This is a genomic window from Actinoallomurus sp. NPDC050550 (assembly GCF_040655075.1).
In the GTDB taxonomy this organism is placed as follows: Bacteria; Actinomycetota; Actinomycetes; order Streptosporangiales; family Streptosporangiaceae; genus Actinoallomurus.
Window position 1 is genome coordinate 13336 of sequence record NZ_JBFAJC010000083.1, and the last position, 21194, is coordinate 34529.

Below are 21194 nucleotides of genomic sequence, written 5' to 3' on the forward strand. Positions count from 1 at the left end.
ATCATGGTGAACCGTGGCACGGCTTCCCGGAACTGGCCTGGCGAAGGGTCTCGCGGTAACGCTGCGGACGATGACGCGGCGGTCGATCACGCGGCAGTACCCCGAGGTGCAGCCTGACCTGCCGCCACGCAGTCGTGGCGTCATCGCGCTGTTCGAGGAGAACTGCACCGTCTGCATGCTCTGCGCCCGCGAATGCCCCGACTGGTGCATCTACATCGACTCGCACAAGGAGACGCTGCCCGCGCCGGAGGGCGGCCGGGCGCGTACCCGTAACGTCCTCGACCGGTTCGCCATCGACTTCGCGCTGTGCATGTACTGCGGGATCTGCATCGAGGCGTGCCCGTTCGACGCGCTGTTCTGGTCGCCGGAGTTCGAGTACGCCGAGTACGACATCAACGAGCTGACCCATGAGCGCGAGCGGCTCCGCGAGTGGATGTGGACGGTCCCGCCGCCGCCCGCGCACGACCTCGGCGCGGAGACGCCCAAGGAGCTGAAGACGAGGTGACCGCGGCGGACGTCGTCATCGTGCTCCTTGGAGTGGTGGCCGTGGGCGCCGGCGTGCTCGTCGTCGGCACGCGGCAGCTCGTGCACGCCGCGCTGTGGCTGGTCGTGTCGTTCGGTGCGCTGGCCGGCTCGTACGTCGTGCTGGCGGCGGAGTTCGTCGCCTGGGTGCAGGTGCTGATCTACGTCGGCGCCGTGGTCGTGCTCCTGCTGTTCGGGATCATGCTGACCCGCGCGCCGATCGGCCGTTCGGAGGATCTCGACTCCGGCAACCGGATCGTCGCCCTCGTCGTCGCGGCGGCGACCGCGGGTGTGCTGGTGACGACGCTGGTCCGCGGGTTCCGGTCGGCGTACGTGCCGATCAAGGACCGGGTCGGCAGCGGGTCGTCGCACACGCTGGGCGCGAGCCTGTTCCAGACGTGGGTGCTGCCGTTCGAGGCGCTGTCGGTGCTGCTGCTGGCCGCGCTGATCGGCGCGATCGTGCTGTCCCGTACCGACATCCGGGGCGCGGGCCCCGAGCCCGACGAGGAGTCGGAGCCCCGGCGGCGGCCCGCCGCGCCGCGCGGCCCGGTCGCGCGGCGGATCGGCGCGGCGAAGAGACGGACCGGACCCGACGAGGAGGACACGATCGTGCTGTCCCGCGTGGACGAGGAGATCTGATGCACCTCGTCTACCCGGTGGTGATCGCGACCCTGCTGTTCTCCGTGGGCGTGTACGGCGTGCTCGCCCGCCGCAACGCCATCCTCGTGCTGATGTCCGTCGAGCTGATGCTCAACGCGGTCAACCTCAACCTCGTCGTGTTCGACATGAAGTGGGCCGACCGGCTGCACGGCGGCCAGGTGCTGACGCTGTTCGTCATCGTGCTCGCGGCCGCCGAGGTGGGCATCGGCCTGGCGCTGGTGCTCCTCATCTACCGCAACCGCCGTACGGTCGACGTCGACCGGCTCCGCACCCTCGCCGAGGGCGACCCGGACCCCGACCTCGACGTGGGCGCCATGACCGACGACGAAGGGGTGCGCCGGTGATCGTCCTGGCGGCCGTCGCGGTCGTGCTCCCGTTCGCCGCCGCGTTCGCCGGCATGCTGTTCGGGCACACGGTCTCGCATCTGCTGTCCCCGCTGGTGCGCCGGCTGCGCGCGCCGGCGCCGGGCGCCGCCCGGCGCGGCGCGCTCGTGCTGGCCCGGCGGATGCCCGCGAACGGCCCGGCCCTCATCGCCGTCCTGCCCATCGCGGCGTCGACCGTGCTCACCGCCGTCCTGGCGCTCTACGAGTGGCAGCGGCCGGGCCTGCGCGTGGGCACGCTGGCGCGCATCCCGACGGGAAGCCTGTCGATCGGCGTGTCCCTGAACGTCGACGGGCTGTCCGCGGTCGTGGCGCTCCTCGTCTGCTGCGTGGCGCTGGCGGTGCAGATCTACTCCGTCGCCTACATGCGCGACGACCCGCGCTACTCCTCCTACGCCGCGTTCGTGTCGCTGTTCACCGCGGCGATGCTGCTCGTCGTGCTGTCCGGCGACCTGCTGGTGCTGTACGTCGGCTGGGAGGTCATGGGCATCTGCTCGTACTTCCTGATCGGGCACTACTGGCACGACCGGGCCACGTCACGGGCGGCGGTGAAGGCGTTCCTCGTCACCCGGCTCGGTGACGTCGGCTTCCTGTTCGGCATCTTCGTGCTCGGCATTGGCGCGCACTCCTTCGACCTGCGGACCGTCCTCGCGAACGTGCCGGGCATGTCGCACACGACGCTCGTCGCCGGGACGCTCCTGCTGCTGTGCGGCGTCGCCGGCAAGAGCGCGCAGTTCCCGCTGCACACCTGGCTGCCGGACGCCATGGCCGGTCCGACGCCGGTCAGCGCGCTGATCCACGCGGCGACCATGGTCGCGGCGGGCGTGTTCGTCGTCGCCCGGCTCTACCCGGCGTTCTGGCTCGCGCCCGCGTCGCTGACCGTGCTGGGCGTCATCGCGGCCATCTCGATGCTCGGCGCCGCGCTGGCCGCGCTCGCGCAGGACGACCTCAAACGGGTGCTCGCGTACTCCACGATCAGCCAGCTCGCGTACATGGCGGCCGGGCTGGCCGTCGGCACGCGCGACGGCGCGGTGTTCCACCTGCTGGCGCACGGGGCGTTCAAGGCGCTGCTGTTCCTCGGCGCGGGCTGCGTGATCGTCACGGTCGGCTCGAACATGATGAGCGCGATGGGCGGGCTGCGCCTGGCCATGCCGGTGACGTTCTGGTCGATGACGGCTGGCTTCGCCGCGCTGGCCGGCCTCCCACCCGCCAGCGGCTTCTTCAGCAAGGACACGATCCTGTCCCAGGCCTGGCGCGCCACCCACGGGCACACGACGCCGCACGCCTACGGCTGGTTCGCATACGTGCCGCTGTCGAAGAGCCATGCGACTCCCATGCATGTGGTGGGGGCGGCGGTGCCGGGCATCCCGTCGTGGGTCGCCTGGCTCGTGCTCGTCACGGGGCTGCTGACCGCCGTGGTCACCGCCGCGTACGCGATGCGGACCTGGCTGGTGACGTTCTTCGGGGAGCGGCGGTCGGAGTTCCAGCCGCGGGAGGCGACGCCGCTGATGCGCTGGCCGGTCGCCGTCCTGGCGATTCCGGCGCTCATCCTCGGCTTCTTCGGGCTCGGCAGCGACGGGCTGCGGCCCGAGTGGGGCATGGCGGTGGTCTCGCTGCTGTGCGCCGCCGCGGGGGCGGGCGGTGTGTACCTCGTGTGGAACAACGACCCGGCCTTGGACCCGGTGCGCCTGCTCGGCCCGGCGCGGCCGGTCCTGCGCGCCGCCTTCTACGTCGACGCCGTCTACGATGTCGCGATCGTCCGGCCGGTGCTGGCCCTGGCCCGGCTCGTCGTCCGTGCCGACGCTCGGGTCGTCGACGCGGGCGTCGAGGGCTCCGGGCGGGGTGCTCGACGGCTCGGCGGCCTGTTGCGGGTCACCGAGAACGGCAACGCCCAGGCGTACGTCTCCGGGCTCTTCGCGGGAGTGGTGCTGATCGTGGTCGCGGTGGTGGTGCTGACATGATCCTCGCGGCGATGCTGGTCGTGCCTCTCCTCGGCGCGCTGGGGATGCTCGTGCCGCTGCCCGGGAGCCCGCGCCGGGTGACCCGCCTGTCCCGGCTGTACGGGCTGGCCGTCACGGCGGTGACCCTCGCGCTGGCCGTCGCGGCGGCGGTGGCCTTCGACTACGGCCGGCGCGGCCCGCAGCTCGGCGTGAACGTCACCTGGGCCCGTTCGATCGGGCTCCGCTTCCACCTGGGCGTCGACGGCATCTCGCTGCCGCTGATCGTGCTGACGGCGGCGCTGACGTTCCTGTGCATGGTCTATTCGGCCCGCGTGCTCCCGTCGGCGCGGGGCGGGTCGCCGCAGGCGCTGATCGGGCTGATGCTGCTGCTCGAGGTCGGGATGCTCGGCACGTTCGTGTCCCTCGACCTGCTGCTGTTCTTCGTGTTCTTCGAGGTCGTCCTCATCCCGATGTACTTCGTGATCGCCGACTGGGGCGGCTCGGGCGGCAAGGACTCCGCCGCGCGCGCCCGGGCGGCGGCGAACAAGTTCATCCTCTACACCCTGCTCGGCTCGGGTTTCCTGCTCGTCGGCATCCTCATCGTCGCGGTGAACGCCGGCACGCTCGACATGACCGCCCTCACCGCGCGGCACGGCGCCGGCCTGTCCCACGGCCTGCAGGTCGCCGCGTTCGGGCTGCTGGCCCTGGGCTTCGCGGTCAAGACGCCGATGTGGCCGCTGCACACCTGGCTGCCGGACGCCCACACCGAGGCGCCCACCGTCGGCTCCGTGCTCCTCGCCGGGGTGCTGCTGAAGATGGGCACGTACGGCTTCGTCCGCATCGCGGTGCCGATGGCGCCGGAGGGCGCGAAGGTGTGGGCGCCGTGGCTCGGCCTCCTCGCCGTCATCGGGATCGTGTACGGCGCGCTCGCCTGCCTCGCGCAGCGGGATCTCAAGCGCATGATCGCCTACTCGTCGATCGGGCACATGGGCTTCGTGCTGCTGGGCATCGCGACGCTCACGCCGGTGGGGCTGAACGCCGCGCTGTTCGGCAACATCGCGCACGGCCTCATCACGGGCCTGCTGTTCTTCCTGGCCGGGGCGGTCAAGGAGCGGTACGGCACGGGCGACCTGGACGCCCTGGGCGGCGGCATGCTCGCCAAGGCGCCGTACCTCGGTTCGATCCTCACGTTCGCGTCGGTGGCCAGCCTGGGGCTGCCGGGCCTGGCCGGGTTCTGGGGCGAGATGCTCGCGCTGCTCGGCGCGTACCAGCCGCACGCCGGGCTGCCGAGGCCGACGTTCGTGACCTTCATGGCGGTCGGTGGGATCGGGGCGGTGCTCACCGCGGCGTACTTCCTGCGGATGCTGTCCAAGGTCACGCACGGCTCGGTGGCCGAGCGGTGGCGCGATACCCGGTTCGCCGACGTCATGTCGCACGAGCTGCTGGCCTGGACGCCGCTGATCACCGCCACGGTGTTCATCGGGCTGTGGCCGAAGACGCTTCTCGCCCTCACCGACGGGGCCGTCCACCTGCTCCTGGGGGCCCGATGATCCAGTCGATCGACTACCTGGCGATCCTCCCGGCTCTGATCGTCGCGGTGGCGTCGGTCGTCGTGCTGCTCGCCGACGCGTTCGGCGCCTCCGCGAAGGCGGTCGGCGCGCTCACCCTCCTGTCCCTGGTGGCGGCCGCGGTGGCGCTGCCGTTCGGCCACGGGCGGTCGACGCTCTGCGCGGCCGCCGTCCGGCCCGGCGGCCACCCCTCCTGCTCGTACGTCGCCGACGACTTCACCGTGCTGTTCCAGGCGGTGGTGCTGCTCGCGGCCATCGTCGTCGTGCTGCTGTCGCACGGCGAGATGCGGCGGTCGGCGCTGCCGGTGGGGGAGTACCACTTCCTGCTCCTCGCCGCGATCCTCGGCGCGCTGCTGCTCGCGGCGGGCCGGGACCTGATCACGCTCGTCGTCGCGCTGGAGACGCTGTCGCTGCCGGTGTTCGCGCTCGTGGCGCTGCGGCGGTACGACGGGACGGCGTCCGAGGCGGCGCTGAAGCTGTTCCTGGTGTCGGTCGTGTCGTCGGCGGTGACGCTCTTCGGCATCAGCCTCGTGTACGGCGTCACCGGCGCGATGCACCTCGACCGGGTGGCCGCCGGCCTGGCCCACGTGCACGGCGACCTGCGGCCCGTGGCGGCGGCGGGCATCGTCCTGACCGTCGCGGGCTTCGGCTTCAAGATCGCGGCCGTGCCGTTCCACTTCTGGGCCCCGGACGTCTACCAGGGCTCCCCGCTGCCGGTCGCGGCGTTCCTGTCGGTCGTGTCGAAGGCGGGCGGCTTCGCCGGGCTGACCCTCGTGCTGACCGTCGGGTTCTGGCCGTTCGGCCACACGTGGGGCCCGCTGATGGGCGTGCTGTCCGCGGCGACGATGACGCTCGGGAACCTCCTGGCTCTCCGCCAGACCGACGCCGTGCGCCTGCTCGCGTGGTCCTCGGTGGCGCAGAGCGGCTACATCCTCGCGCCGATGGCCGGGGGCGCCCGCGTACGCCCGCACGAGTGGATGACGGCCACGGCGGCGTACGTCGCCATGTACGCGATCATGAACATCGGGGCGTTCGCCGTCGTCACGGTCGCCGCCCGACGCGGGGTCCGCGACCTGGAGTCCTACCGGGGCCTGGCGCGGGTCAACCCGGGCAGCGCCCTGGCCCTGGCGTTCTTCCTCCTCTGCCTGGCCGGGCTGCCGCCGGGCGTCATGGGGCTGCTCGCCAAGGTCGTGGTGTTCCGGGCGGCGGTCGGCGGCGCGGCCACCTGGCTCGCGGTGATCATGGCGATCAACACCGTCATCGGCCTGTACTACTACCTGACCTGGGCCGCGCGGCTCTTCGCCGCCGGAAAGGTCGAACGCGTACGCGTGGGCCGTGCGGGCGGAATCGCGATCGCGGTCGCGCTGGCCGGGGCGGTCGTGGTCTCCGTGGCTCCTGAACTGGTGCTGCACGCCGCGGCCCTGGCAGTGCCTTAGGGCCTGCCGCCATCTGGACACCGCTCGCTACGGACGGGGACTTCGAGACAGGTCCTGACGGGAACATTTCTCCAGGTCAGCCCGTTGATCTTAACGGGGACAAGGGGAGGTGTCGGAGTGCGTTTCAACGGTGTGAAGACGGCCGCCCTGCTGGGGGTCATGTCGGCGCTGATCCTCCTCATCGGAGGCGCGCTCGGCGGCCGCGCCGGTCTGACGATCGCCCTCGTGATCGCGCTGGTCACGAACGGCGTCGCGTACTTCCTCAGCGACCGCATCGCGCTGTCGGCCATGCGCGCCCGGCCGGTGAGCGAGGTCGAGCAGCCGGTGATGTACCGCATCGTCCGCGAGCTGTCGACGGGCGCCCGCCAGCCCATGCCGCGCCTGTACATCTCGCCCACGATCGCGCCGAACGCCTTCGCCACCGGGCGCAACCCGCGCAACGCGGCGGTCTGCTGCACGACGGGCATCCTGCAGATCCTGGACGAGCGTGAACTGCGCGCGGTCCTCGCGCACGAGCTGTCGCACGTCTACAACCGCGACATCCTGATCTCCTCGGTGGCGGGGGCGCTGGCCGCTGTCGTCACCTGGGTGGCGAACCTCGCCTGGCTGATCCCGTTCGGCAACTCCGACGACGAGGACGGCCCCGGCGTGTTCGGGGCGCTGCTCATGATGATCCTCGGCCCGATCGCGGCCACGATCGTGCAACTGGCCATCAGCCGCACCCGGGAGTTCCAGGCCGACGCGTCCGGGGCCCAGCTCAGCGGCGACCCGCTCGCCCTCGCCTCCGCCCTGCGCAAGATCGAGAGCGGCACGCGCCAGCTGCCCCTACCGGAGGACGGCCGCCTGACCGCGGTGAGCCACCTGATGATCGCCAACCCGTTCCGGGGCGAGGGGCTGGTCCGCCTGTTCTCGACCCACCCGTCGACCGCCCAGCGCATCGCCCGCCTCGAGGAGATGGCCGGCTACCGCCGCTGAGCGGGCTCGTATCCGGGCGCGGCGGCGGAACGCCACCTGAGGCTCTCGCGGCGATTTATCGGCGATTTCGCGGCAATCAGTAGCAAATCCCGTAAGTGCGGCATGCGGGGTGTGCCGTGATCGTTACGATCGGCTGCTATGAGTCGATCTTTGAAGGGGGCGCTCGCCGTGGTGGCGGGCGGAGCGGTCGTTGCGACGACGGCCGTGGCCCTCGCGCAGACGGATACGAGCACCGCGACGCAGACGGCGGCCACCAGCGGCGACCTTAAGACCGACATCGACAACATCCTCACGGACAGCCGCCTCAAGGGCGCGAGCATCGGTGTCATCGTCCGCAACGCCAAGACCGGCGCGGTCCTCTACGACCGTGGTTCGGACGACCAGAAGATCCCGGGCTCGAACAACAAGATCGAGACCTCCACCGCGGCGTTCGGGATCCTCGGCGCCGACTACCGGTTCAAGACCAGCGTCTACACGCGCGGCGGGAACCTGTACCTGAAGGGCACCGGCGACCCCACCCTGCGGGGAGCCGACTACGACAAACTCGCCGCCGCGGTCAAGGCCAAGGGCATCAAGAAGATCACGGGCAACCTGATCGCCGACGACACCTGGTTCGACCACGAGTACACCCCGCCGGGCTGGGACCCAACGGACCTGCCCTACTCCTACGCGGCCGGAATCTCGGCCCTGAACGTCTCCCCGGACGATGTGTTCGACGCCGGATCGATCGGCGTGAGCATCACCCCGGGCCAGGAGGGCAAGCCCGTCAAGGTCGCCCTGACCCCGGCGACGAGCGTCGTGAAGATCGATAATCGCGCGACGACGGCGAAGGCGGGAACGAGCTCCACCGTGTCGGTCGACCGCAAGGGCGGCACGGTCGTCATCACCGGCTCCTACCCGGCGAACGGCGGCAAGGAGGACCATCTCTCCACCGCGCCGAACCCGACGCAGTACGCGGCCGACGTCTTCCGCCGCGCACTCAAGGCGCACGGCGTCAAGGTCGTCGGGGCGACCAAGCAGGCCGCGACCCCCAAGGGCGCCAAGGCCGTCACCACCCGGCAGTCGATGACGCTGTCCCAGCTGGCAACGCCCTTCCTCAAGCTCAGCAACAACCAGATCGCCGAGATCCTGACGAAGGCGATCGGCCGCAAGGCCGCGGGCAAGGGCACCCGGGCCGCGGGCATCGCCGCGATCTCCCGGTACCTCAAGACGCTCGGCGTCGACACCGCCAAGGTCAAGCAGACCGACGGCTCCGGGCTCTCGCGCACGAACCAGACCACGCCCAGGCAGGTGAGCGTCATCCTCCAGGCGGTGCAGCCGAAGCCCTGGTTCTCGACCTGGTACAACGCACTGCCCATCGCCGGTCAGCCCGACAAGCTCGTCGGCGGCACCCTGGCGACGCGGATGAAGGGAACCGCCGCCGCCGGGAACGTCCACGCGAAGTCCGGCACCCTCACCGGCGTCACCGCGCTGAGCGGCTACGTGAAGGACGACACCGGACAGCCGCTGTTCTTCTCCATCATGTTCAACGGCTACCAGGGCGGTGCGCCCAAGGACATCGAGGACAAGATCGCGATCCGCCTCGCGTCGGGCAAGTCCGCCGGCACGCAGAGCACCCTCCGCAAGGAGACGGCGCAGAACGGCGGCAACCTCGAAAGCTCCTGGACCAAGGGCAAGGCCACGAACCGTTGATCGCGGCCATCGGTTCCTGAGTGTCCGGATCGGTGCCCCGTACGCGCTCATCTGCGCGTGCGGGGCACCGCGCTGTTCTGTGCGTGCGGGGCACCGCGCCGTCTCCGGCTACCCGGCCGGTCGGAGATCCTTGCCGTAGCAGATCTCGACGTACGGACCCGTGCAGTAGGCCGGGATCTCGGCGTAGCCGTGCCGCACGTACAGCGACCGTGCCTCGATCAGATCGAGGCGGGTGTTGAGGACCATCCGCCGGGCACCCAGCGCACGCGCTTCCTCCTCCAGGAACTCCAGGAGGAGACCCGCGCCCTTCTTGCCGCGAAAGGCCGGACGCAGATACACCCGGGTCAGCTCGGCGGTGCGGGCGTCGGCGTCGGCGTCGGTGCCGGTATCGGCGTCGGCGTCGGTGTCGAGCAGCAGGACGCCGCCGCAGGCCGCGGCCTCACCGCCGTACCTGCCGACGACGAACTGACCCGCGGGCGGGACGAGCAACTCCGCGCCGTCCCCGGCCAATCCCTCGTCGACCTCCTGCGGGGTCGCGGGCCGCTTCCAGTAGCGGCTCGCGACCTCGGCGTAGTACTCCCGGCGCAGCCGGGTGGCGTCCGGAGATTCAACGGGCTCAGGGGCCAGCGTCCACGTCGTCACGGCAGGTAGTCCTACCGGACGGCCGGGCCGCACCGCCAGCGAATTCCGGTCGGGACGGCCGGGGGCTGGCGTCGGCGAGTTCCGGTCGGGACGGCCGGGCGGTGCCGTCGGCGAATTCCGGCTGGAGCCTCACGCGGTGAGAATCATCGGACCGTCCGCGGTGATCGCGATCGTGTGCTCGAAGTGGGCGGCCCGGCTGCCGTCGGCGGTGGCGATCGACCAGCCGTCGGCGAGCGTACGCCCCTCGTCGACACCGCCCTCGATCAGCATCGGCTCGATCGCGATGACCAGCCCCTCACGCAGCCGCAACCCACGTCCGGGCCGTCCGGTGTTCGGGACGTCCGGCTCCTCGTGCATGGCCGTCCCGATGCCGTGTCCGCCGACCCCTTCCAGCAGCCCGTACGGCCGTGCGGTGGTCTCCACGGCGTACCCGATGTCGCCCATCCGACCACCGGGGACGGCCACCGCGATCGCCGCCGTCAGCGCCGCCCGCGTGGTCTCCAGCAGCCGCTTCGCGTCATCGTCGACCTCCCCGACCGGCACCGTCACCGCCGCGTCACCGTGGTAGCCGCCGACCTCGGCGCCGCAGTCGATGGACAGGATGTCCCCCGCCTTCAGGACCCGCCCGTCCGGGACGCCGTGCACGATCACGTCGTTGACCGACAGGCACACCACTCCCGGGTACGGAGTGGGCGCCCAGAACGGGTGGTAGTTCAGGAAATTGGGGCGAGCCCCGTGCTCCTTGATGCAGGCGGCCGCGATCGCGTCCAGCTCGGCGAGGCTGACCCCCGGCTCGACCGCGTCGGTCACCCGGCGCAGCGCCTCCCCGACCACCCGGCCCGCCTCGCGCATCCGATCGATCTCGGCCTGACTCCTCAATGTCACCATGGGGTAGATTTTAATACCAGTCTTATAATCCTCGGTATGGTGCGAACCCCGCTCACCGAAGACCAGCGCGACCGCGGCCGGGCCCTCGGCCAAGTGCTCCGCGCCGCACGCGGCCCGCGCAGCGCGGCCTCCGTCGCCGCCGAGGCCGGCATCTCCCTCGACACCCTGCGCAAAATCGAGCGGGGCGCCATCGCCGCCCCCGCCTTCTTCACCGTCGCCGCCCTGGCCGAGGCCCTCGACCTCGACCTGACCGACCTCGCCCGCCGCCTCTCTCCCGAAGACGACTCCCGCCTCGTCGGCTGAGACCGAGGAGGCACTGGGGTATGGCGGCAACCGAACGCGGCAGGATCAGGGACGCGACCCTTCGCCTACCCTCGCCGGTCGAGGAGCTGGTGGACTCTCGGTTTGCCGATCGCTCGGTACGGCTGCTGCTCAAGCGGGATGACTTGATCAACCCGGAGATCCCTGGGAACAAGTGGCGCAAGCTCAAGTACAACCTCGAAGCCGCCCAGCGCGATGGTCATGAGACGCTGCTGACCTTCGGGGGTGCCTACTCCAACCACATCCGCGCTACTTCAGCCGCCGGCCACTACTTCGGGTTCAGGACGATCGGGGTCATCCGCGGCGAGCCGCATGAGCCGTTGAATCCCGTGTTGGCCTACGCCGTAGAGCAGGGCATGACCCTGGCGTACTTGGACCGCACGACCTACCGGCGCAAGCACGAATCGGACGTCGTGCAACGGCTGCACGATGAGTTCGGCGAGTTCTATCTGCTGCCAGAGGGGGGAAGCAACGCTCTGGCACTGCGAGGATGCGCCGAGATTCCGGCAGAGATCACCGAACATTTCACCGCCATCTGCTGCCCGGTGGGAACGGGTGGGACCCTGGCCGGAGTCGCCGCAGGGCTCCAGACCGGGCAGGAGGCGATCGGGTTCTCCGTGCTCAAGGGAGGCAGGTTCCTGGGCGATGAGGTCCGAGAGCTGCAAGAGCAGGCCTACGGTCGAGAGCGCGGTCGGTGGCGGATCGAGCTCGACTACCACTTCGGTGGATACGCAAAACAGAAACCGGGACTGACCGCGTTCATCGATGACTTCGCCGACCAACACGGCCTGCAACTAGACCGCGTCTATGGCGCAAAGATGATGTACGGCATTCTCGACCTCGTTGAGCGCGGTCGATTCGCCGAAGGCTCGGTTATCGTCGCGATCATTACCGGTGTCGCAGATAACGGCGCGAGGCCAAGCTGCTGTCCTTGGCGAACGGGTTGAACCCGATGCGCCGGGTGACCTCGTCGCATCTGGGGCCGGCCGCCCGCGTCGCGGGGACCCCGAACATCCACGATCATCCTCAACGAGTACGTCGCGGAGCGGCCCGAGGCACATGAGAAGACGCGCACGATCGTTGACGGCGCTCTTGGTCATGTGCCCCGGATGTGCCCTCGCGGACCGCGCGAGACTCCCGACGCAGGTAGACGGCCTGACCGTCTGATGATCTACCGATAGTTGGTGAACTGCAGGGCGACGTCCAGGTCCTTGCCCTTGAGCAGGGTGATCACCGCCTGCAGGTCGTCCTTCTTCTTCGAGCTGACCCGCAGCTCGTCACCCTGGATCTGCGCCTTTATCCCCTTCGGGCCCTCGTCCCGGACGATCTTGCCGATCTTCTTGGCGTCCTCCTGGGAGATGCCCTCCTTCAGCCCGATGGTGAGCTTGTAGAGCTTCCCGGACGCCTTGGGCTCGTCCGCGTCGATCGCCTTCAGGGAGACGCCGCGCTTGACCAGCTTCTCCTTGAAGACGTCGAGGACGGCGTTGGCCCGCTCCTCGCTGTTCGCCTGGACCTCGATGGTCTCGCCCGACCACCGGATCCCCGCGTCGACGTTACGGAAGTCGAACCGGTTGGCGATCTCCTTGGCGGCCTGGTTCAGAGCGTTGTCCACCTCCTGCCGGTCGAGCTTTGACACGATGTCGAAAGAGCTTTCCGAAGCCACGGTTCATGTCCTCACGGATTACGACGATCTCTCTGAAGAGCGTCTCTGATCAGCTTAGGGATCCGTAGCTACATTAGGTGTTGTGGCTGGAGGATCTTCCCACCGTGGTGGGGTGGCGTGGGCGTGGAGGTGGAAGCCCGCGCCCAGCGCAGCCCCTCGCGGCCAGTGCCGTGGTCGGTCCCGGCGGGTGGTGGGTGTGTTTGAGCTGATCGTGTGCACGGGTGTGCGCACGCCCTGGTACCGGCAGGCCGCGCGGGGCAGCTTGTGGTCCGTGTGAGCGTTTCCCTCCGGACGCTGACCCGCCGGCCTTTGGGGGGCGGGGGTGGAGGGTGCCCTGCGTCGCCTGGGCGCGGGGCGTGGAGTTCGTCGCGGGGTGGGGCCGATCTTGGACCGGTCACCCCCGCTGGCCTGGTGTTGCTCGGATGCGGTGGGGGCGAGGACCGCGGTCGCTTCGACGGTGTCGATGATGCCGCCGATGGCCATGTGGCCGGTGGCGCGGTCGACGATGGTCTTCGTCTGGTGGGTGAGGCCGCGGGCGGCGATGCGCCGCCATGCGCCGTGGTCGCCTTGCCAGCCACAGTCGGAGTTGGGGCAGATCGCCCATTTCCATCCGGGAGCGGTGGGCCGGTCGGGTGCCTTGCAGTGCCGCAACGGGGCCAGACACTGCGGGCAGTGCTTGGAGGTGTTGCGGGCGGGGACGGTGACGACGGCGATGCCGGTCTCGGCGGCCAGGTGCCGCATGTTGCCGACGATCTGCCCGCGCACCTCCTGGGACAACCGGGTGTTGAGGGTGCGGCCCATCCCCTTGGCCTCCATCGACCGCAAATCCTCCACGTAGATCACACTCGCCCGGGCGGCGATCGCCTGATCCACCGCCCACCGCGCCGCCGACCAGGCCAATGCGTCGTTCAGACCCGACCGGCGATCGGCCACGTGCCGACGTTCGGCCGTCAGCACAGCGTGCTTGACGACCAGATGATGATCCTCCCGGTCGCCGATGAGGCGGGTGTAAGTGCCGGTTTTGGCGTGCAGGTGCTCGCCGTGGCGGCGGAGCCGGTGCTGGCGGGCCATCACCCCGGCGGCCCTGAACATCGCCCCGGCCCCCACCGCGATGATGGTGCCGTCGGGACGCAACCGGCAGGCCCCGGCACTGAGCAAGGTGTTCAACCCCCAGTCCACGCCCAGCGCCGTCGTGTGGCCCTTGCGTTCGGCTTTGGGGACGGGGTGGGAGAACGCCAGATCTGCGTGCACCTTTCGGCCTTGCGGGCGGAGCGTGGGCAGGTGCAGCACCGCGTCGGGCGGGACAGTGGGCGGCGGGGTGAACGGGCAGGCCACCCAGGTCCAGTCGGCGTAGGAGCGCGGATCCGGGCGAGTGGGCAGTTGCAGCCGCAGCAGTGCCCTGGTCGGGTCGTCGTCGGCGCGTTCTAGGGTGGCCTGCTGGCGGTCGACGGCGGCCAGTACCAGCATCCGCGTCGCGCGCGGCGCCTCCTCCAGGTCGAACAAATCGACCGGCAGCCGCCCATGCCCGGCGACGAACGCGCTGACCTGCCGTGTGCGCGCCTTGATCACACTGCCGGGCAGGAACCGGCCATCAGGGATCGCTTCGCGGACGGCGTCCCATTCTGTCGGGGTGCGCTTGTCCGGGTCGGCGGGCCAGGTCGCCAGGATGCCAACGACCATCTGCGCGCGGTGCTGGGCACCGTGCAGGGCTCTTCCGGCCTGTTCTTGAGCCATCCGCACGATCCGGTCATTGACCCGCACCCCGTCGGGGACGGTCACGCCCCAGCCCAGGCGGCGCAACGCCATCCATGCATTCGACGGCAACACCTGACCCGCATCATCCACCCCGGCGGCCAGCCGAGCCACCTCCCCGGCATTCCAGTGCCCGGCCAACAGTCCAGTGGTCATCCCGGCGACCAGGTCCGCAGCCCAGCCCACCCGCTCGGCCACCGCCCGGGCCATCAAGGCCTCACCGGTGCCCTCATCCACCCCGCCACGCAGCAGCACCCGGGCGGACGCGGTCCGCGCCACCTGACCGGCGGCCAACGAAAGCTTCCGGCTCATACGACATGACCGGACGACACGCAGCCAAACATGCACGCACAGTAGCGATCTGTAACGGCAATCCGCCCAATGATTCGAAAATTCGAGCGAGGCCAACGCCGCCGGGGCCTTGACCGCCCACCGGCGAAGCGCCATCGAGCGCCATCGCCCGCTTTGTCATCGTGAGCAACCACAGCAACTCGGCGCCCTCTAACGACAGCTCCGAAACATAACGGCTCTTTATGGAAACCTGTGAGCCTAGTGAGTGCTCGAGCGCTCGCGGGCCACCGACGCCTGTGATCGGGCCTCCCGAAACCGATGTCACCCTTAGGCCCAGAGTCCGCTATCCTTCTGAGCGTCGCCACGGCGGCTTACCAGGCGGGTTGCCCGAGTGGCCAATGGGAGCGGACTGTAAATCCGTCGGCTTAGCCTACCCAGGTTCGAACCCTGGACCCGCCACAGCAGGTGGAACGGCCCCTGACCAGCAGAGATGCGGTTGGGGGCCTTCTCGTTTCTTGATCGCCCCAGGCAGCCACCGGCCGCCGGATGCAGCCGTTTGTCACTGGTCCCGGAATATACGCGGAATGAATCCGGGTGCGTCTCCGCAGGTAGACCCCGGAAACGGCGAAGGGCTCCGGCGTGAACCGGAGCCCCGACAGGGTAGATCAAATCACTCGCCGAGCGCATCGCTGATCCGCTTGTTCGCGCCGTCCTCCTGGCCCTCGATGCACTTGGCGTAGATCTGGAGCAGGACCTTGACGCTGTGGCCCGCACGCTCGGCTACCTCAGTTGCCGGAACACCGGAGTTGAGCCACAGCGACACCCCCGCGTGCCGTAGGTCGTACGGCCGCTGAGCCAGGGGAGAGGCGAGCTGGGCGGGAGTGAGGGCGAGGGCGCGAGTCTGAGCCCACACATCGCCATAGGCGGTGGACCCGACGATGCCGCCCCGCTCGGTCTGGAAGATCCGCCCATCCTCGGCCGTCCCGAACTCTGCGATGTGCTCACGGAGGATCTTCACGAGGACCGGTGGAATCGGAACCGTCCGGATCTCGTTGACGGGCCGGAGCTTGAGCCCGCGTTGCACGTGGGATGTCCCCTCGTCCGTATACCGCCTTCCCGACTCGGGTAGCGATCGCGTGAGCACCAGCTTGCCCCACCCGTCCTCCGGGAGCGTGCAGTCATCCTTGTGCAGGGCAACAGCCTCAGCAGGGCGAAGCGCCGCGTAGTACATGCAGGCGTACAGTGCCCGCAGACGCCGGCCCCGCCCCCGTTTGCCGACGTACGTAACGGCGGTCAGGCATTCCCGCATCTGGCGAGGGCCGATCACCACCCGCCAATCGACCTCTTCGGCCAGCTTGGGTGGCGTCCACTTCACCTTGCCGATCGGGTTGCGCGCGAACTCCTCCAGCTCGACCGCGTACTCAAAGGCGTTGTGCAGCACCGCCCGCTTGCGCGCCACTGTGGCCGCTGCCGCCGGTTTGCCGTCCAGGCGTCGCGACAAGGCATTCAGCGCGGCCCGGACGTTGGAGGGCTTAGCGACCTCCGGCATCTCCAGCGAGGCTTTCTCCAGCCACGTGAGCGCGTCCGTGATCTGAGAAGGCCGGGGACGCTCGCGATCCTGGGGAGCGAGGTAGTACGCCCGCAGAGCCTCCCGGAGCGTGTGCGGGTCAGGCGCTTCAGGGGCGTCGTCCCGCACGAGGGCAGGGGAAACCGTCGCGATCGTTTCCGTGAGGCCATCACGGCTGGTGGGCGCGGCATCCGGCCACTTCATGTCGATGTATGCGACGCCGAACTCAAGCCAGGTTCGGACAGGCTTTTCTTCCCCCTCTGTGGGGAGCATCGACAGCGGGAGACCCGAGTCGATGTCGAACTCTTCGCCGACCTTCGCGGCCTGACGCAGGTCTGAAAGGAAGTTCTTCCCCTGCACCGAACGCTGGAAGGTCTGCGACTTCTCGCGCCCGCCCACGGTCCAGCGCACGGTGTAGGAGATGACCTTGCTCGGCTTACCTGGCTTCGGCTTGGACTTGTTCGGGCGGATCTCCCAGAACTTGACCTTGTACGACGTGTTCACGCCGCCTCCCGGAGAGTGCCGAGCCAGCGCATCAGCTCACTCCGCCAAATGCGAAGTTCGTTGTTGGGCAGCCGGATCGCTTCAGGGGCCTTCCCGATCTCACGCCACCGGTAGAACGTTCGTGGGGAGACTCCGCCGAGTTCTTCGAGGACCTGGTCAATGGTCAGAAGCTCGTCCCGCCTCGTGCTCACGCGGCCTCCTGCGTTGCCGAAAGATCGAGGGTGGTGTTGGCGTGGTCGAGTTGGCGTCGCATCTCCAGGCGTTCGGCGATGGAGGCGAGTAGGCGCTGTTCGACCGGTTTGACGTCCGGGTCGTCGGGTGGTGCGAGTTCCCAGGCGTAGCGGCCGGGTGTGGTGGGGTGGCCGGTTGTCGAAACGCCGGCCTCGGCCAGGCGGGCGAGGACCCAGTTCTTGCGGTCGGCTTTGTGGTCGGCGAGGGTCTTGCCGGACCACTTGCGGGACACCAGGACGCGGCGTCCGGCGTAGCCGAGGTATTCGCGGCGGTGTGCTTTGGCCTTGCAGTAGCCCGGTGTCAGGCCGGACCGGGCGTTCTTGGGCTGGACGCCGTAGCGCAGCCAGTTCGCGCACGTCGGCGAGCACGGCTCATACCGCAGCGCCTCCAGCAGACGGTCAGCGTGGTCAGCCTGTGCGGGAGTCTCGGCGTCGTGGCATTCGGCGATGTCCTTGACCAGGTACTTGGTCAGGTAGCCGATCAGCCGAGAAGACTCCGGCGTACCGGCCATGACGCCTTGTGCGTCGATCTGACGTCCGAACCGGCCGACGTGCAGCGGTTCGGCGTCGTCATCGTCGAGTGCCTTGAGCGCGTCCTGCCAGGTAGTTAGGGGTTGGTGGGTATCCGGGTCGAGGTAGGCCCGTGCTTGTGCGTCCCAGTACGGCAGGCGCTCCCCCGCGTACACGACCCGGTCGGTCGGTGGCCACCACACCTGGGTGTAGGTCGCCGCGACGACCTGGCGCAACTCGGCGCGGGAGATGGTCCCGCGGATTGCCATGTGCAGGTGAGGAGCCAGCCGGCGTTGTGGTTCGACGGCGGCGAAGTACTGCACGTCATAGCCGACGAACCGGCGCAGGTTCTGCACGAACCGATCCACCAGCTTGGAGAAGTGCAGGGCATCGCGAGCCGCCCGCCGGTAGTCGTACGTCGCCGGGTCGACCGGCGTCCCGTCGTTCTTCACGCGCCCGTAGGAGTCCAGGGTGAGCGTGAGGAACAGCGACGGCCGGAACGTCTTTCCGTCCGGGGCGGTGTAGGTCTTCCCGACCGTCCGAGCCGCCACGGGACGGCGGGGAAGATCAGGCACGTCCTGGCGGCGCTTGGTGGACCGCTTGGGTCGTTCAGGCTTGTCGGCGGAGAGGCGTCCGACAACGCCGGTTCGGGTGAGTTCTGCGTTGATCTCGGTCAGCAGTTCCCGCCACTCCGAGGCATCCTCACCGGCCGCCTCGGCTCGGTCCGCCCAGGCTTGCACCTCAGCCCGTTTCTCCATCCAGAAGCGTTGTTCGTCGTCCGGGTCGGCCCGCTCGATCACCGGCTCCTGGCCGAGATGCCAGCCCTCCCGACACTGAGTAGCGCGAAGCTTGCGCTTGCGTTCGGCGCACGGCGGGCAAACCGAGGCGAGGGTGTGCCCGCACGGCATGCTCACGATCTTGGTCTCACCCGTGACCAGGTCCGTGCGGCGCATCGCTACCGGGCGGATGCACACGCCGTGTTCGACGGCGACGGCCTTCACGACCTCACGCGCCAGCGGAGGCCGGACCTTGTGCGGAGCGTCCGGCGTGGTGTGGTCGGTCATCATGCGGCCTCCGCGAGGTAGCCGGCCATGGCCGCGATGTCCGTGTCGGAGACGAACGCCGCCCGTACGCGTACCGGGTCGGGTGAGTCCTCCAGCCGGACGTAGCCAACTCCGGCGCCGGTCTTGGGGATGGGCGAGATCTGGTCGGCGAGTGCGCCGCGTTCGTACGCGCCATCTCCGAGAACCATGTCGACCTGGTCGGCCTCATCCAGCCGGAGCGCGATCCGGGTGGGGAACAGGTTCCGGATGTTGATGACGTCCTTGCGCGGGTCCTGGAGCGCGCCGACGATGCAGATCCCGACCGAGCGTCCCTGAGTGGTCAGCGTGGCCAGCGCGGCGTCTGCGCGCTTTCTCAGGTCGCGATCAGGGCAGTAGGCGGTGAGGAAGGCCAGTTCGTCGACCATCAGGACCAGGAAGGGGTCCGCCGCGGTCGCGATGAACGTTCGGGTGACTCCACCGAACCGGGCCGCGCGCTTGTGCATCTCCGCCACGGCGGCCTCCAACAGGTCGACCATGCCGCCCATAGCGTCGTCGCTGTAGCGGTTGAAGATGTCTCGGCCGAAGGCCAGTTCCATGCGCTTGGGGTCGATCCCCCAGACCTGGACCAGGCCCGCGCGTATGGCCGGGAGCAGTGCCCGGACCAGGCCCCACAGAACCGAGCCTTTGCCGGCTCCGGTCGCACCGGCGATCAGGACGTGCGTGCCGAGGAGCCGTAGCCGCCAGGTCGAGCCGTCTTCTCGCCGCCCAATGGGCAGAGCGGACAGGTCGACGGCGCGGCCGTCCTCGGTGCCGACTGGCAGGGCGGCCAGCGGTTCGGCGAGTGCGTCGCGGCGGACCAGTTCGAGCCACAGGTAGCCGGGCTTGCTGGCGGTGCGGATGCGGCACAGCGCGGCCCCGAAGCCGTGGGCAAGGTTTTCGGCGTGGTCCCGCCAGATGCCCGGAGCCTGCCCAGACAGCATCTTGACCAGGACACGGTCCGTAGTCGTGGTGACCGTCACGCGTTTGATGACGGGAAGGTATTCGCGGGCGTTGCGGTAGAACGCCAGCCCGGACATCACCATCACCGGTTGCCAGCGCCGCCGGTACACCAACAGGTGCCGCCAGCGGGCACGGGCCGGGTAGCCGACGAGGTGGAGGAAGGAGTCCCACCAGTAGGCGGCCCAGCAGCCCAGGCACAGGGCTGCGAATGCGACCAGGACGGCGACGAGCTGCCATCCGATGGTGTAGGTCAGCCAGGCGAGGCACCCGACCGTTGCGACCGTGATGGGGTGGCGGGCGAGGAAGAGCGCCAAGCGCACGAGCGCGCGGACGAGGTGAACGGTCAGCACGAGCACCGGAGGCATGTGCCAGACAGGCGGCGCCCACTTCGGTGACTCGAACGGGTCGGCCGTCGCGGGCACCATCACGTTGTCCGACGGAGTCGACTTGCGGAACTCCCAGCCCATCACCGACCACCCCCGACGGAGCCGGTCGGGCGGGCGAGGCGTTCGGCGGTGCGCTTGGGGAACAGCACGGTCTGCCCCAAACACGGCAGGCACTTACCGTTCCTGGCGTTCTCGGGGAGGGGATTGCGGCATACGACGCAGCGAGGCCGCTTGGTTCGGGTAGACATGACTCGATCTCCTCCAGAGGTGGATTCCGTGAGAGGGCGATCACAGGGGGCGGCCGGAAGGGTGAGAGCTTCCAGCCGCCCCGCTTTGCGTCAGGCCGCAGCGTGACCAGGCTGCTTGGACTGTTCAGCGTGCAGGCGCTCGACCTCGGCCAGCAGTCCCGCAGACGCCTGAGCGAATCGGCGGATTACCGCAACGTCCTCTGCGGTGAGCGCGGTGGTGGGGCGCGGTCCGATGTGCACGCTCACCTGACCGTGATCGATCGCGATGAACGGCCGGCCATCGCTTCCGTCGTAGAACTGGATGTTCGCGGTCCGGTCGAGGTAGAACGCGGTGCCGATGGTCATGGGCTCACCGGCCCGAGCAGTGATCGTCGTGTAGGTGTAGCCGGTCTCCCTCATCCGGTCCTCCTGTCGGTGTTGCCGTTGCGGTAGATCCGTTCGACCTCGGTCGCGTATGCCACCGCCTGGTCGGCCAAGGCGCGAGCGAACGCGACGTGATCGGGCAGCAGCCGGTCCGGGAGCGTGAGCGAAACGAGCACGTGACCGGCACGGAAGGTGAAGATCGGGTTCGCGCGGGGGTAGCTGCGGAACTCCGCGCCGGAATGCCCGTTGATCGGCAGCGACAGCGCAGGTCCCCGTCCCATCAGGCCGCCGCCTTACCGGCCGAAGGGGCCGCAGCCGCCTTGCCGCCCTTGGGCGCGGTGATCGCGGTGGCCCGCAGCGAGAAGGCCATCCGGCCCTTGTCGGTGACGTACGGGGTGACCGTCATGCCCTCGAACTCCACCGGCTCGAAGGGCGTACCAGTGGGTGCGACGGGCTGGACGTCGGCGAGGATCTTGACCGCGATCTCCCGCGGCCGGCCATCAAGTTCGGGGTCCATGTCCATCACTCGGCAGGTGAACACTCGCTGACCGGTGATCTTGTCTTTGGCCGGGGACCGTCGCCCTGACCGCTCGTCGTAGTCCTGGGCCTCCACG

Annotated in this window: 21 protein-coding genes and 1 tRNA gene; 11 read left to right on the forward strand and 11 right to left on the reverse strand. The window is 69.4% G+C overall.

What is annotated here, in order from left to right:
* The first annotated feature begins 70 nt into the window (after nucleotides 1-70).
* The 8 genes from AB0I04_RS51430 to dacB all read left to right on the forward strand — a co-directional run bounded on the left by AB0I04_RS51430 (nucleotide 71) and on the right by dacB (nucleotide 9173).
* Nucleotides 71-505, forward strand: a complete 435-nt coding sequence (locus tag AB0I04_RS51430; RefSeq protein ID WP_360903023.1) for a 4Fe-4S binding protein — start codon at nucleotides 71-73, stop codon at nucleotides 503-505.
* A complete protein-coding gene (locus AB0I04_RS51435; RefSeq protein WP_360903026.1) occupies nucleotides 502-1161 on the forward strand; it encodes an NADH-quinone oxidoreductase subunit J in 660 nt (219 codons plus the stop codon). The genes AB0I04_RS51430 and AB0I04_RS51435 overlap by 4 nt, the downstream gene beginning before the upstream one ends.
* Nucleotides 1161-1526: an NADH-quinone oxidoreductase subunit NuoK gene (nuoK, locus tag AB0I04_RS51440; protein ID WP_360903029.1), complete on the forward strand. Its 366-nt coding sequence runs from the start codon at nucleotides 1161-1163 to the stop codon at nucleotides 1524-1526. Before AB0I04_RS51435 ends, nuoK begins: the two co-directional genes overlap by 1 nt.
* Nucleotides 1523-3523, forward strand: a complete 2001-nt coding sequence (locus AB0I04_RS51445; RefSeq protein ID WP_360903032.1) for an NADH-quinone oxidoreductase subunit L — start codon at nucleotides 1523-1525, stop codon at nucleotides 3521-3523. Before nuoK ends, AB0I04_RS51445 begins: the two co-directional genes overlap by 4 nt.
* The gene (locus AB0I04_RS51450; protein ID WP_360903035.1) at nucleotides 3520-5052 is read left to right on the forward strand and encodes an NADH-quinone oxidoreductase subunit M; all 1533 of its coding nucleotides are present in this window, start codon (nucleotides 3520-3522) and stop codon (nucleotides 5050-5052) included. Before AB0I04_RS51445 ends, AB0I04_RS51450 begins: the two co-directional genes overlap by 4 nt.
* A complete protein-coding gene (locus tag AB0I04_RS51455; protein ID WP_360903038.1) occupies nucleotides 5049-6506 on the forward strand; it encodes an NADH-quinone oxidoreductase subunit N in 1458 nt (485 codons plus the stop codon). Before AB0I04_RS51450 ends, AB0I04_RS51455 begins: the two co-directional genes overlap by 4 nt.
* A gap of 117 nt (nucleotides 6507-6623) precedes the next feature.
* Nucleotides 6624-7481, forward strand: coding sequence for a zinc metalloprotease HtpX (gene htpX, locus AB0I04_RS51460; protein WP_360903041.1), 858 nt, complete (start codon nucleotides 6624-6626; stop codon nucleotides 7479-7481).
* 138 nt (nucleotides 7482-7619) lie between these two features.
* The gene (gene dacB, locus AB0I04_RS51465) at nucleotides 7620-9173 is read left to right on the forward strand and encodes a D-alanyl-D-alanine carboxypeptidase/D-alanyl-D-alanine-endopeptidase (RefSeq protein WP_360903044.1); all 1554 of its coding nucleotides are present in this window, start codon (nucleotides 7620-7622) and stop codon (nucleotides 9171-9173) included.
* 108 nt (nucleotides 9174-9281) lie between these two features.
* Here the strand turns inward: dacB and AB0I04_RS51470 are convergent, their stop codons facing one another.
* The gene (locus AB0I04_RS51470) at nucleotides 9282-9815 is read right to left on the reverse strand and encodes a GNAT family N-acetyltransferase (protein WP_360903047.1); all 534 of its coding nucleotides are present in this window, start codon (nucleotides 9813-9815) and stop codon (nucleotides 9282-9284) included.
* A 129-nt stretch (nucleotides 9816-9944) separates the two neighbouring features.
* Nucleotides 9945-10703: a type I methionyl aminopeptidase gene (map, locus tag AB0I04_RS51475; RefSeq protein ID WP_360903050.1), complete on the reverse strand. Its 759-nt coding sequence runs from the start codon at nucleotides 10701-10703 to the stop codon at nucleotides 9945-9947.
* A 36-nt stretch (nucleotides 10704-10739) separates the two neighbouring features.
* On the opposite strand from map, the gene AB0I04_RS51480 reads away from it, so the two are divergent.
* Nucleotides 10740-11006 (forward strand): helix-turn-helix transcriptional regulator, encoded by a 267-nt coding sequence (locus AB0I04_RS51480; protein WP_360903053.1) that lies wholly within the window; start codon nucleotides 10740-10742, stop codon nucleotides 11004-11006.
* A gap of 20 nt (nucleotides 11007-11026) precedes the next feature.
* The gene (locus AB0I04_RS51485) at nucleotides 11027-11971 is read left to right on the forward strand and encodes a pyridoxal-phosphate dependent enzyme (protein ID WP_360903056.1); all 945 of its coding nucleotides are present in this window, start codon (nucleotides 11027-11029) and stop codon (nucleotides 11969-11971) included.
* Nucleotides 11972-12195: 224 nt separating this feature from the next.
* On the opposite strand, the gene AB0I04_RS51490 is transcribed toward AB0I04_RS51485, so the two are convergent.
* The gene (locus tag AB0I04_RS51490; RefSeq protein ID WP_360903059.1) at nucleotides 12196-12687 is read right to left on the reverse strand and encodes a YajQ family cyclic di-GMP-binding protein; all 492 of its coding nucleotides are present in this window, start codon (nucleotides 12685-12687) and stop codon (nucleotides 12196-12198) included.
* A 54-nt stretch (nucleotides 12688-12741) separates the two neighbouring features.
* Nucleotides 12742-14751: a transposase gene (locus AB0I04_RS51495; protein ID WP_360903062.1), complete on the reverse strand. Its 2010-nt coding sequence runs from the start codon at nucleotides 14749-14751 to the stop codon at nucleotides 12742-12744.
* A 356-nt stretch (nucleotides 14752-15107) separates the two neighbouring features.
* On the opposite strand from AB0I04_RS51495, the gene AB0I04_RS51500 reads away from it, so the two are divergent.
* A tRNA-Tyr gene (locus AB0I04_RS51500) sits at nucleotides 15108-15189 on the forward strand.
* 211 nt (nucleotides 15190-15400) lie between these two features.
* Here the strand turns inward: AB0I04_RS51500 and AB0I04_RS51505 are convergent.
* The 7 genes from AB0I04_RS51505 to AB0I04_RS51535 all read right to left on the reverse strand — a co-directional run bounded on the left by AB0I04_RS51505 (nucleotide 15401) and on the right by AB0I04_RS51535 (nucleotide 21097).
* Complete coding sequence (locus tag AB0I04_RS51505) at nucleotides 15401-16801, reverse strand: site-specific integrase (protein WP_360903065.1); 1401 nt, start codon at nucleotides 16799-16801, stop codon at nucleotides 15401-15403.
* On the reverse strand, nucleotides 16798-16992 hold the full coding sequence (locus AB0I04_RS51510) for a helix-turn-helix domain-containing protein (RefSeq protein WP_360903068.1): 195 nt from the start codon (nucleotides 16990-16992) through the stop codon (nucleotides 16798-16800). Before AB0I04_RS51510 ends, AB0I04_RS51505 begins: the two co-directional genes overlap by 4 nt.
* Nucleotides 16989-18608: a replication initiator gene (locus AB0I04_RS51515; RefSeq protein WP_360903071.1), complete on the reverse strand. Its 1620-nt coding sequence runs from the start codon at nucleotides 18606-18608 to the stop codon at nucleotides 16989-16991. Before AB0I04_RS51515 ends, AB0I04_RS51510 begins: the two co-directional genes overlap by 4 nt.
* Entirely contained in the window at nucleotides 18605-20050 is a 1446-nt protein-coding gene (locus AB0I04_RS51520) for an FtsK/SpoIIIE domain-containing protein (protein WP_360903074.1), read from the reverse strand. Before AB0I04_RS51520 ends, AB0I04_RS51515 begins: the two co-directional genes overlap by 4 nt.
* Before the next feature lie 257 nt (nucleotides 20051-20307).
* Nucleotides 20308-20616 carry a hypothetical protein gene (locus AB0I04_RS51525; protein ID WP_360903077.1) on the reverse strand — a complete coding sequence of 103 codons (309 nt, stop codon included), beginning with the start codon at nucleotides 20614-20616 and terminating at the stop codon, nucleotides 20308-20310.
* Nucleotides 20613-20861 carry a hypothetical protein gene (locus AB0I04_RS51530; protein WP_360903081.1) on the reverse strand — a complete coding sequence of 83 codons (249 nt, stop codon included), beginning with the start codon at nucleotides 20859-20861 and terminating at the stop codon, nucleotides 20613-20615. Before AB0I04_RS51530 ends, AB0I04_RS51525 begins: the two co-directional genes overlap by 4 nt.
* Nucleotides 20861-21097 carry a hypothetical protein gene (locus tag AB0I04_RS51535; protein WP_360903084.1) on the reverse strand — a complete coding sequence of 79 codons (237 nt, stop codon included), beginning with the start codon at nucleotides 21095-21097 and terminating at the stop codon, nucleotides 20861-20863. The genes AB0I04_RS51530 and AB0I04_RS51535 overlap by 1 nt, the downstream gene beginning before the upstream one ends.
* Nucleotides 21098-21194 lie beyond the last annotated feature (97 nt).

Excerpts from the sequence above, each read along its gene's own strand:
- AB0I04_RS51430 (WP_360903023.1), top strand. The coding sequence starts at position 71 with ATGACGCGGCGGTCGATCACGCGGCAGTACCCCGAGGTGCAGCCTGAC.
- nuoK (WP_360903029.1), top strand. The coding sequence starts at position 1,161 with ATGCACCTCGTCTACCCGGTGGTGATCGCGACCCTGCTGTTCTCCGTG.
- AB0I04_RS51450 (WP_360903035.1), top strand. The coding sequence starts at position 3,520 with ATGATCCTCGCGGCGATGCTGGTCGTGCCTCTCCTCGGCGCGCTGGGG.
- AB0I04_RS51455 (WP_360903038.1), top strand. The coding sequence starts at position 5,049 with ATGATCCAGTCGATCGACTACCTGGCGATCCTCCCGGCTCTGATCGTC.
- dacB (WP_360903044.1), top strand. The coding sequence starts at position 7,620 with ATGAGTCGATCTTTGAAGGGGGCGCTCGCCGTGGTGGCGGGCGGAGCG.
- map (WP_360903050.1), bottom strand. The coding sequence starts at position 10,703 with ATGGTGACATTGAGGAGTCAGGCCGAGATCGATCGGATGCGCGAGGCG.
- AB0I04_RS51480 (WP_360903053.1), top strand. The coding sequence starts at position 10,740 with ATGGTGCGAACCCCGCTCACCGAAGACCAGCGCGACCGCGGCCGGGCC.
- AB0I04_RS51485 (WP_360903056.1), top strand. The coding sequence starts at position 11,027 with ATGGCGGCAACCGAACGCGGCAGGATCAGGGACGCGACCCTTCGCCTA.
- AB0I04_RS51495 (WP_360903062.1), bottom strand. The coding sequence starts at position 14,751 with ATGAGCCGGAAGCTTTCGTTGGCCGCCGGTCAGGTGGCGCGGACCGCG.
- AB0I04_RS51515 (WP_360903071.1), bottom strand. The coding sequence starts at position 18,608 with ATGATGACCGACCACACCACGCCGGACGCTCCGCACAAGGTCCGGCCT.
- AB0I04_RS51520 (WP_360903074.1), bottom strand. The coding sequence starts at position 20,050 with ATGGGCTGGGAGTTCCGCAAGTCGACTCCGTCGGACAACGTGATGGTG.
- AB0I04_RS51525 (WP_360903077.1), bottom strand. The coding sequence starts at position 20,616 with ATGAGGGAGACCGGCTACACCTACACGACGATCACTGCTCGGGCCGGT.
- AB0I04_RS51530 (WP_360903081.1), bottom strand. The coding sequence starts at position 20,861 with ATGGGACGGGGACCTGCGCTGTCGCTGCCGATCAACGGGCATTCCGGC.
- AB0I04_RS51535 (WP_360903084.1), bottom strand. The coding sequence starts at position 21,097 with ATGGACCCCGAACTTGATGGCCGGCCGCGGGAGATCGCGGTCAAGATC.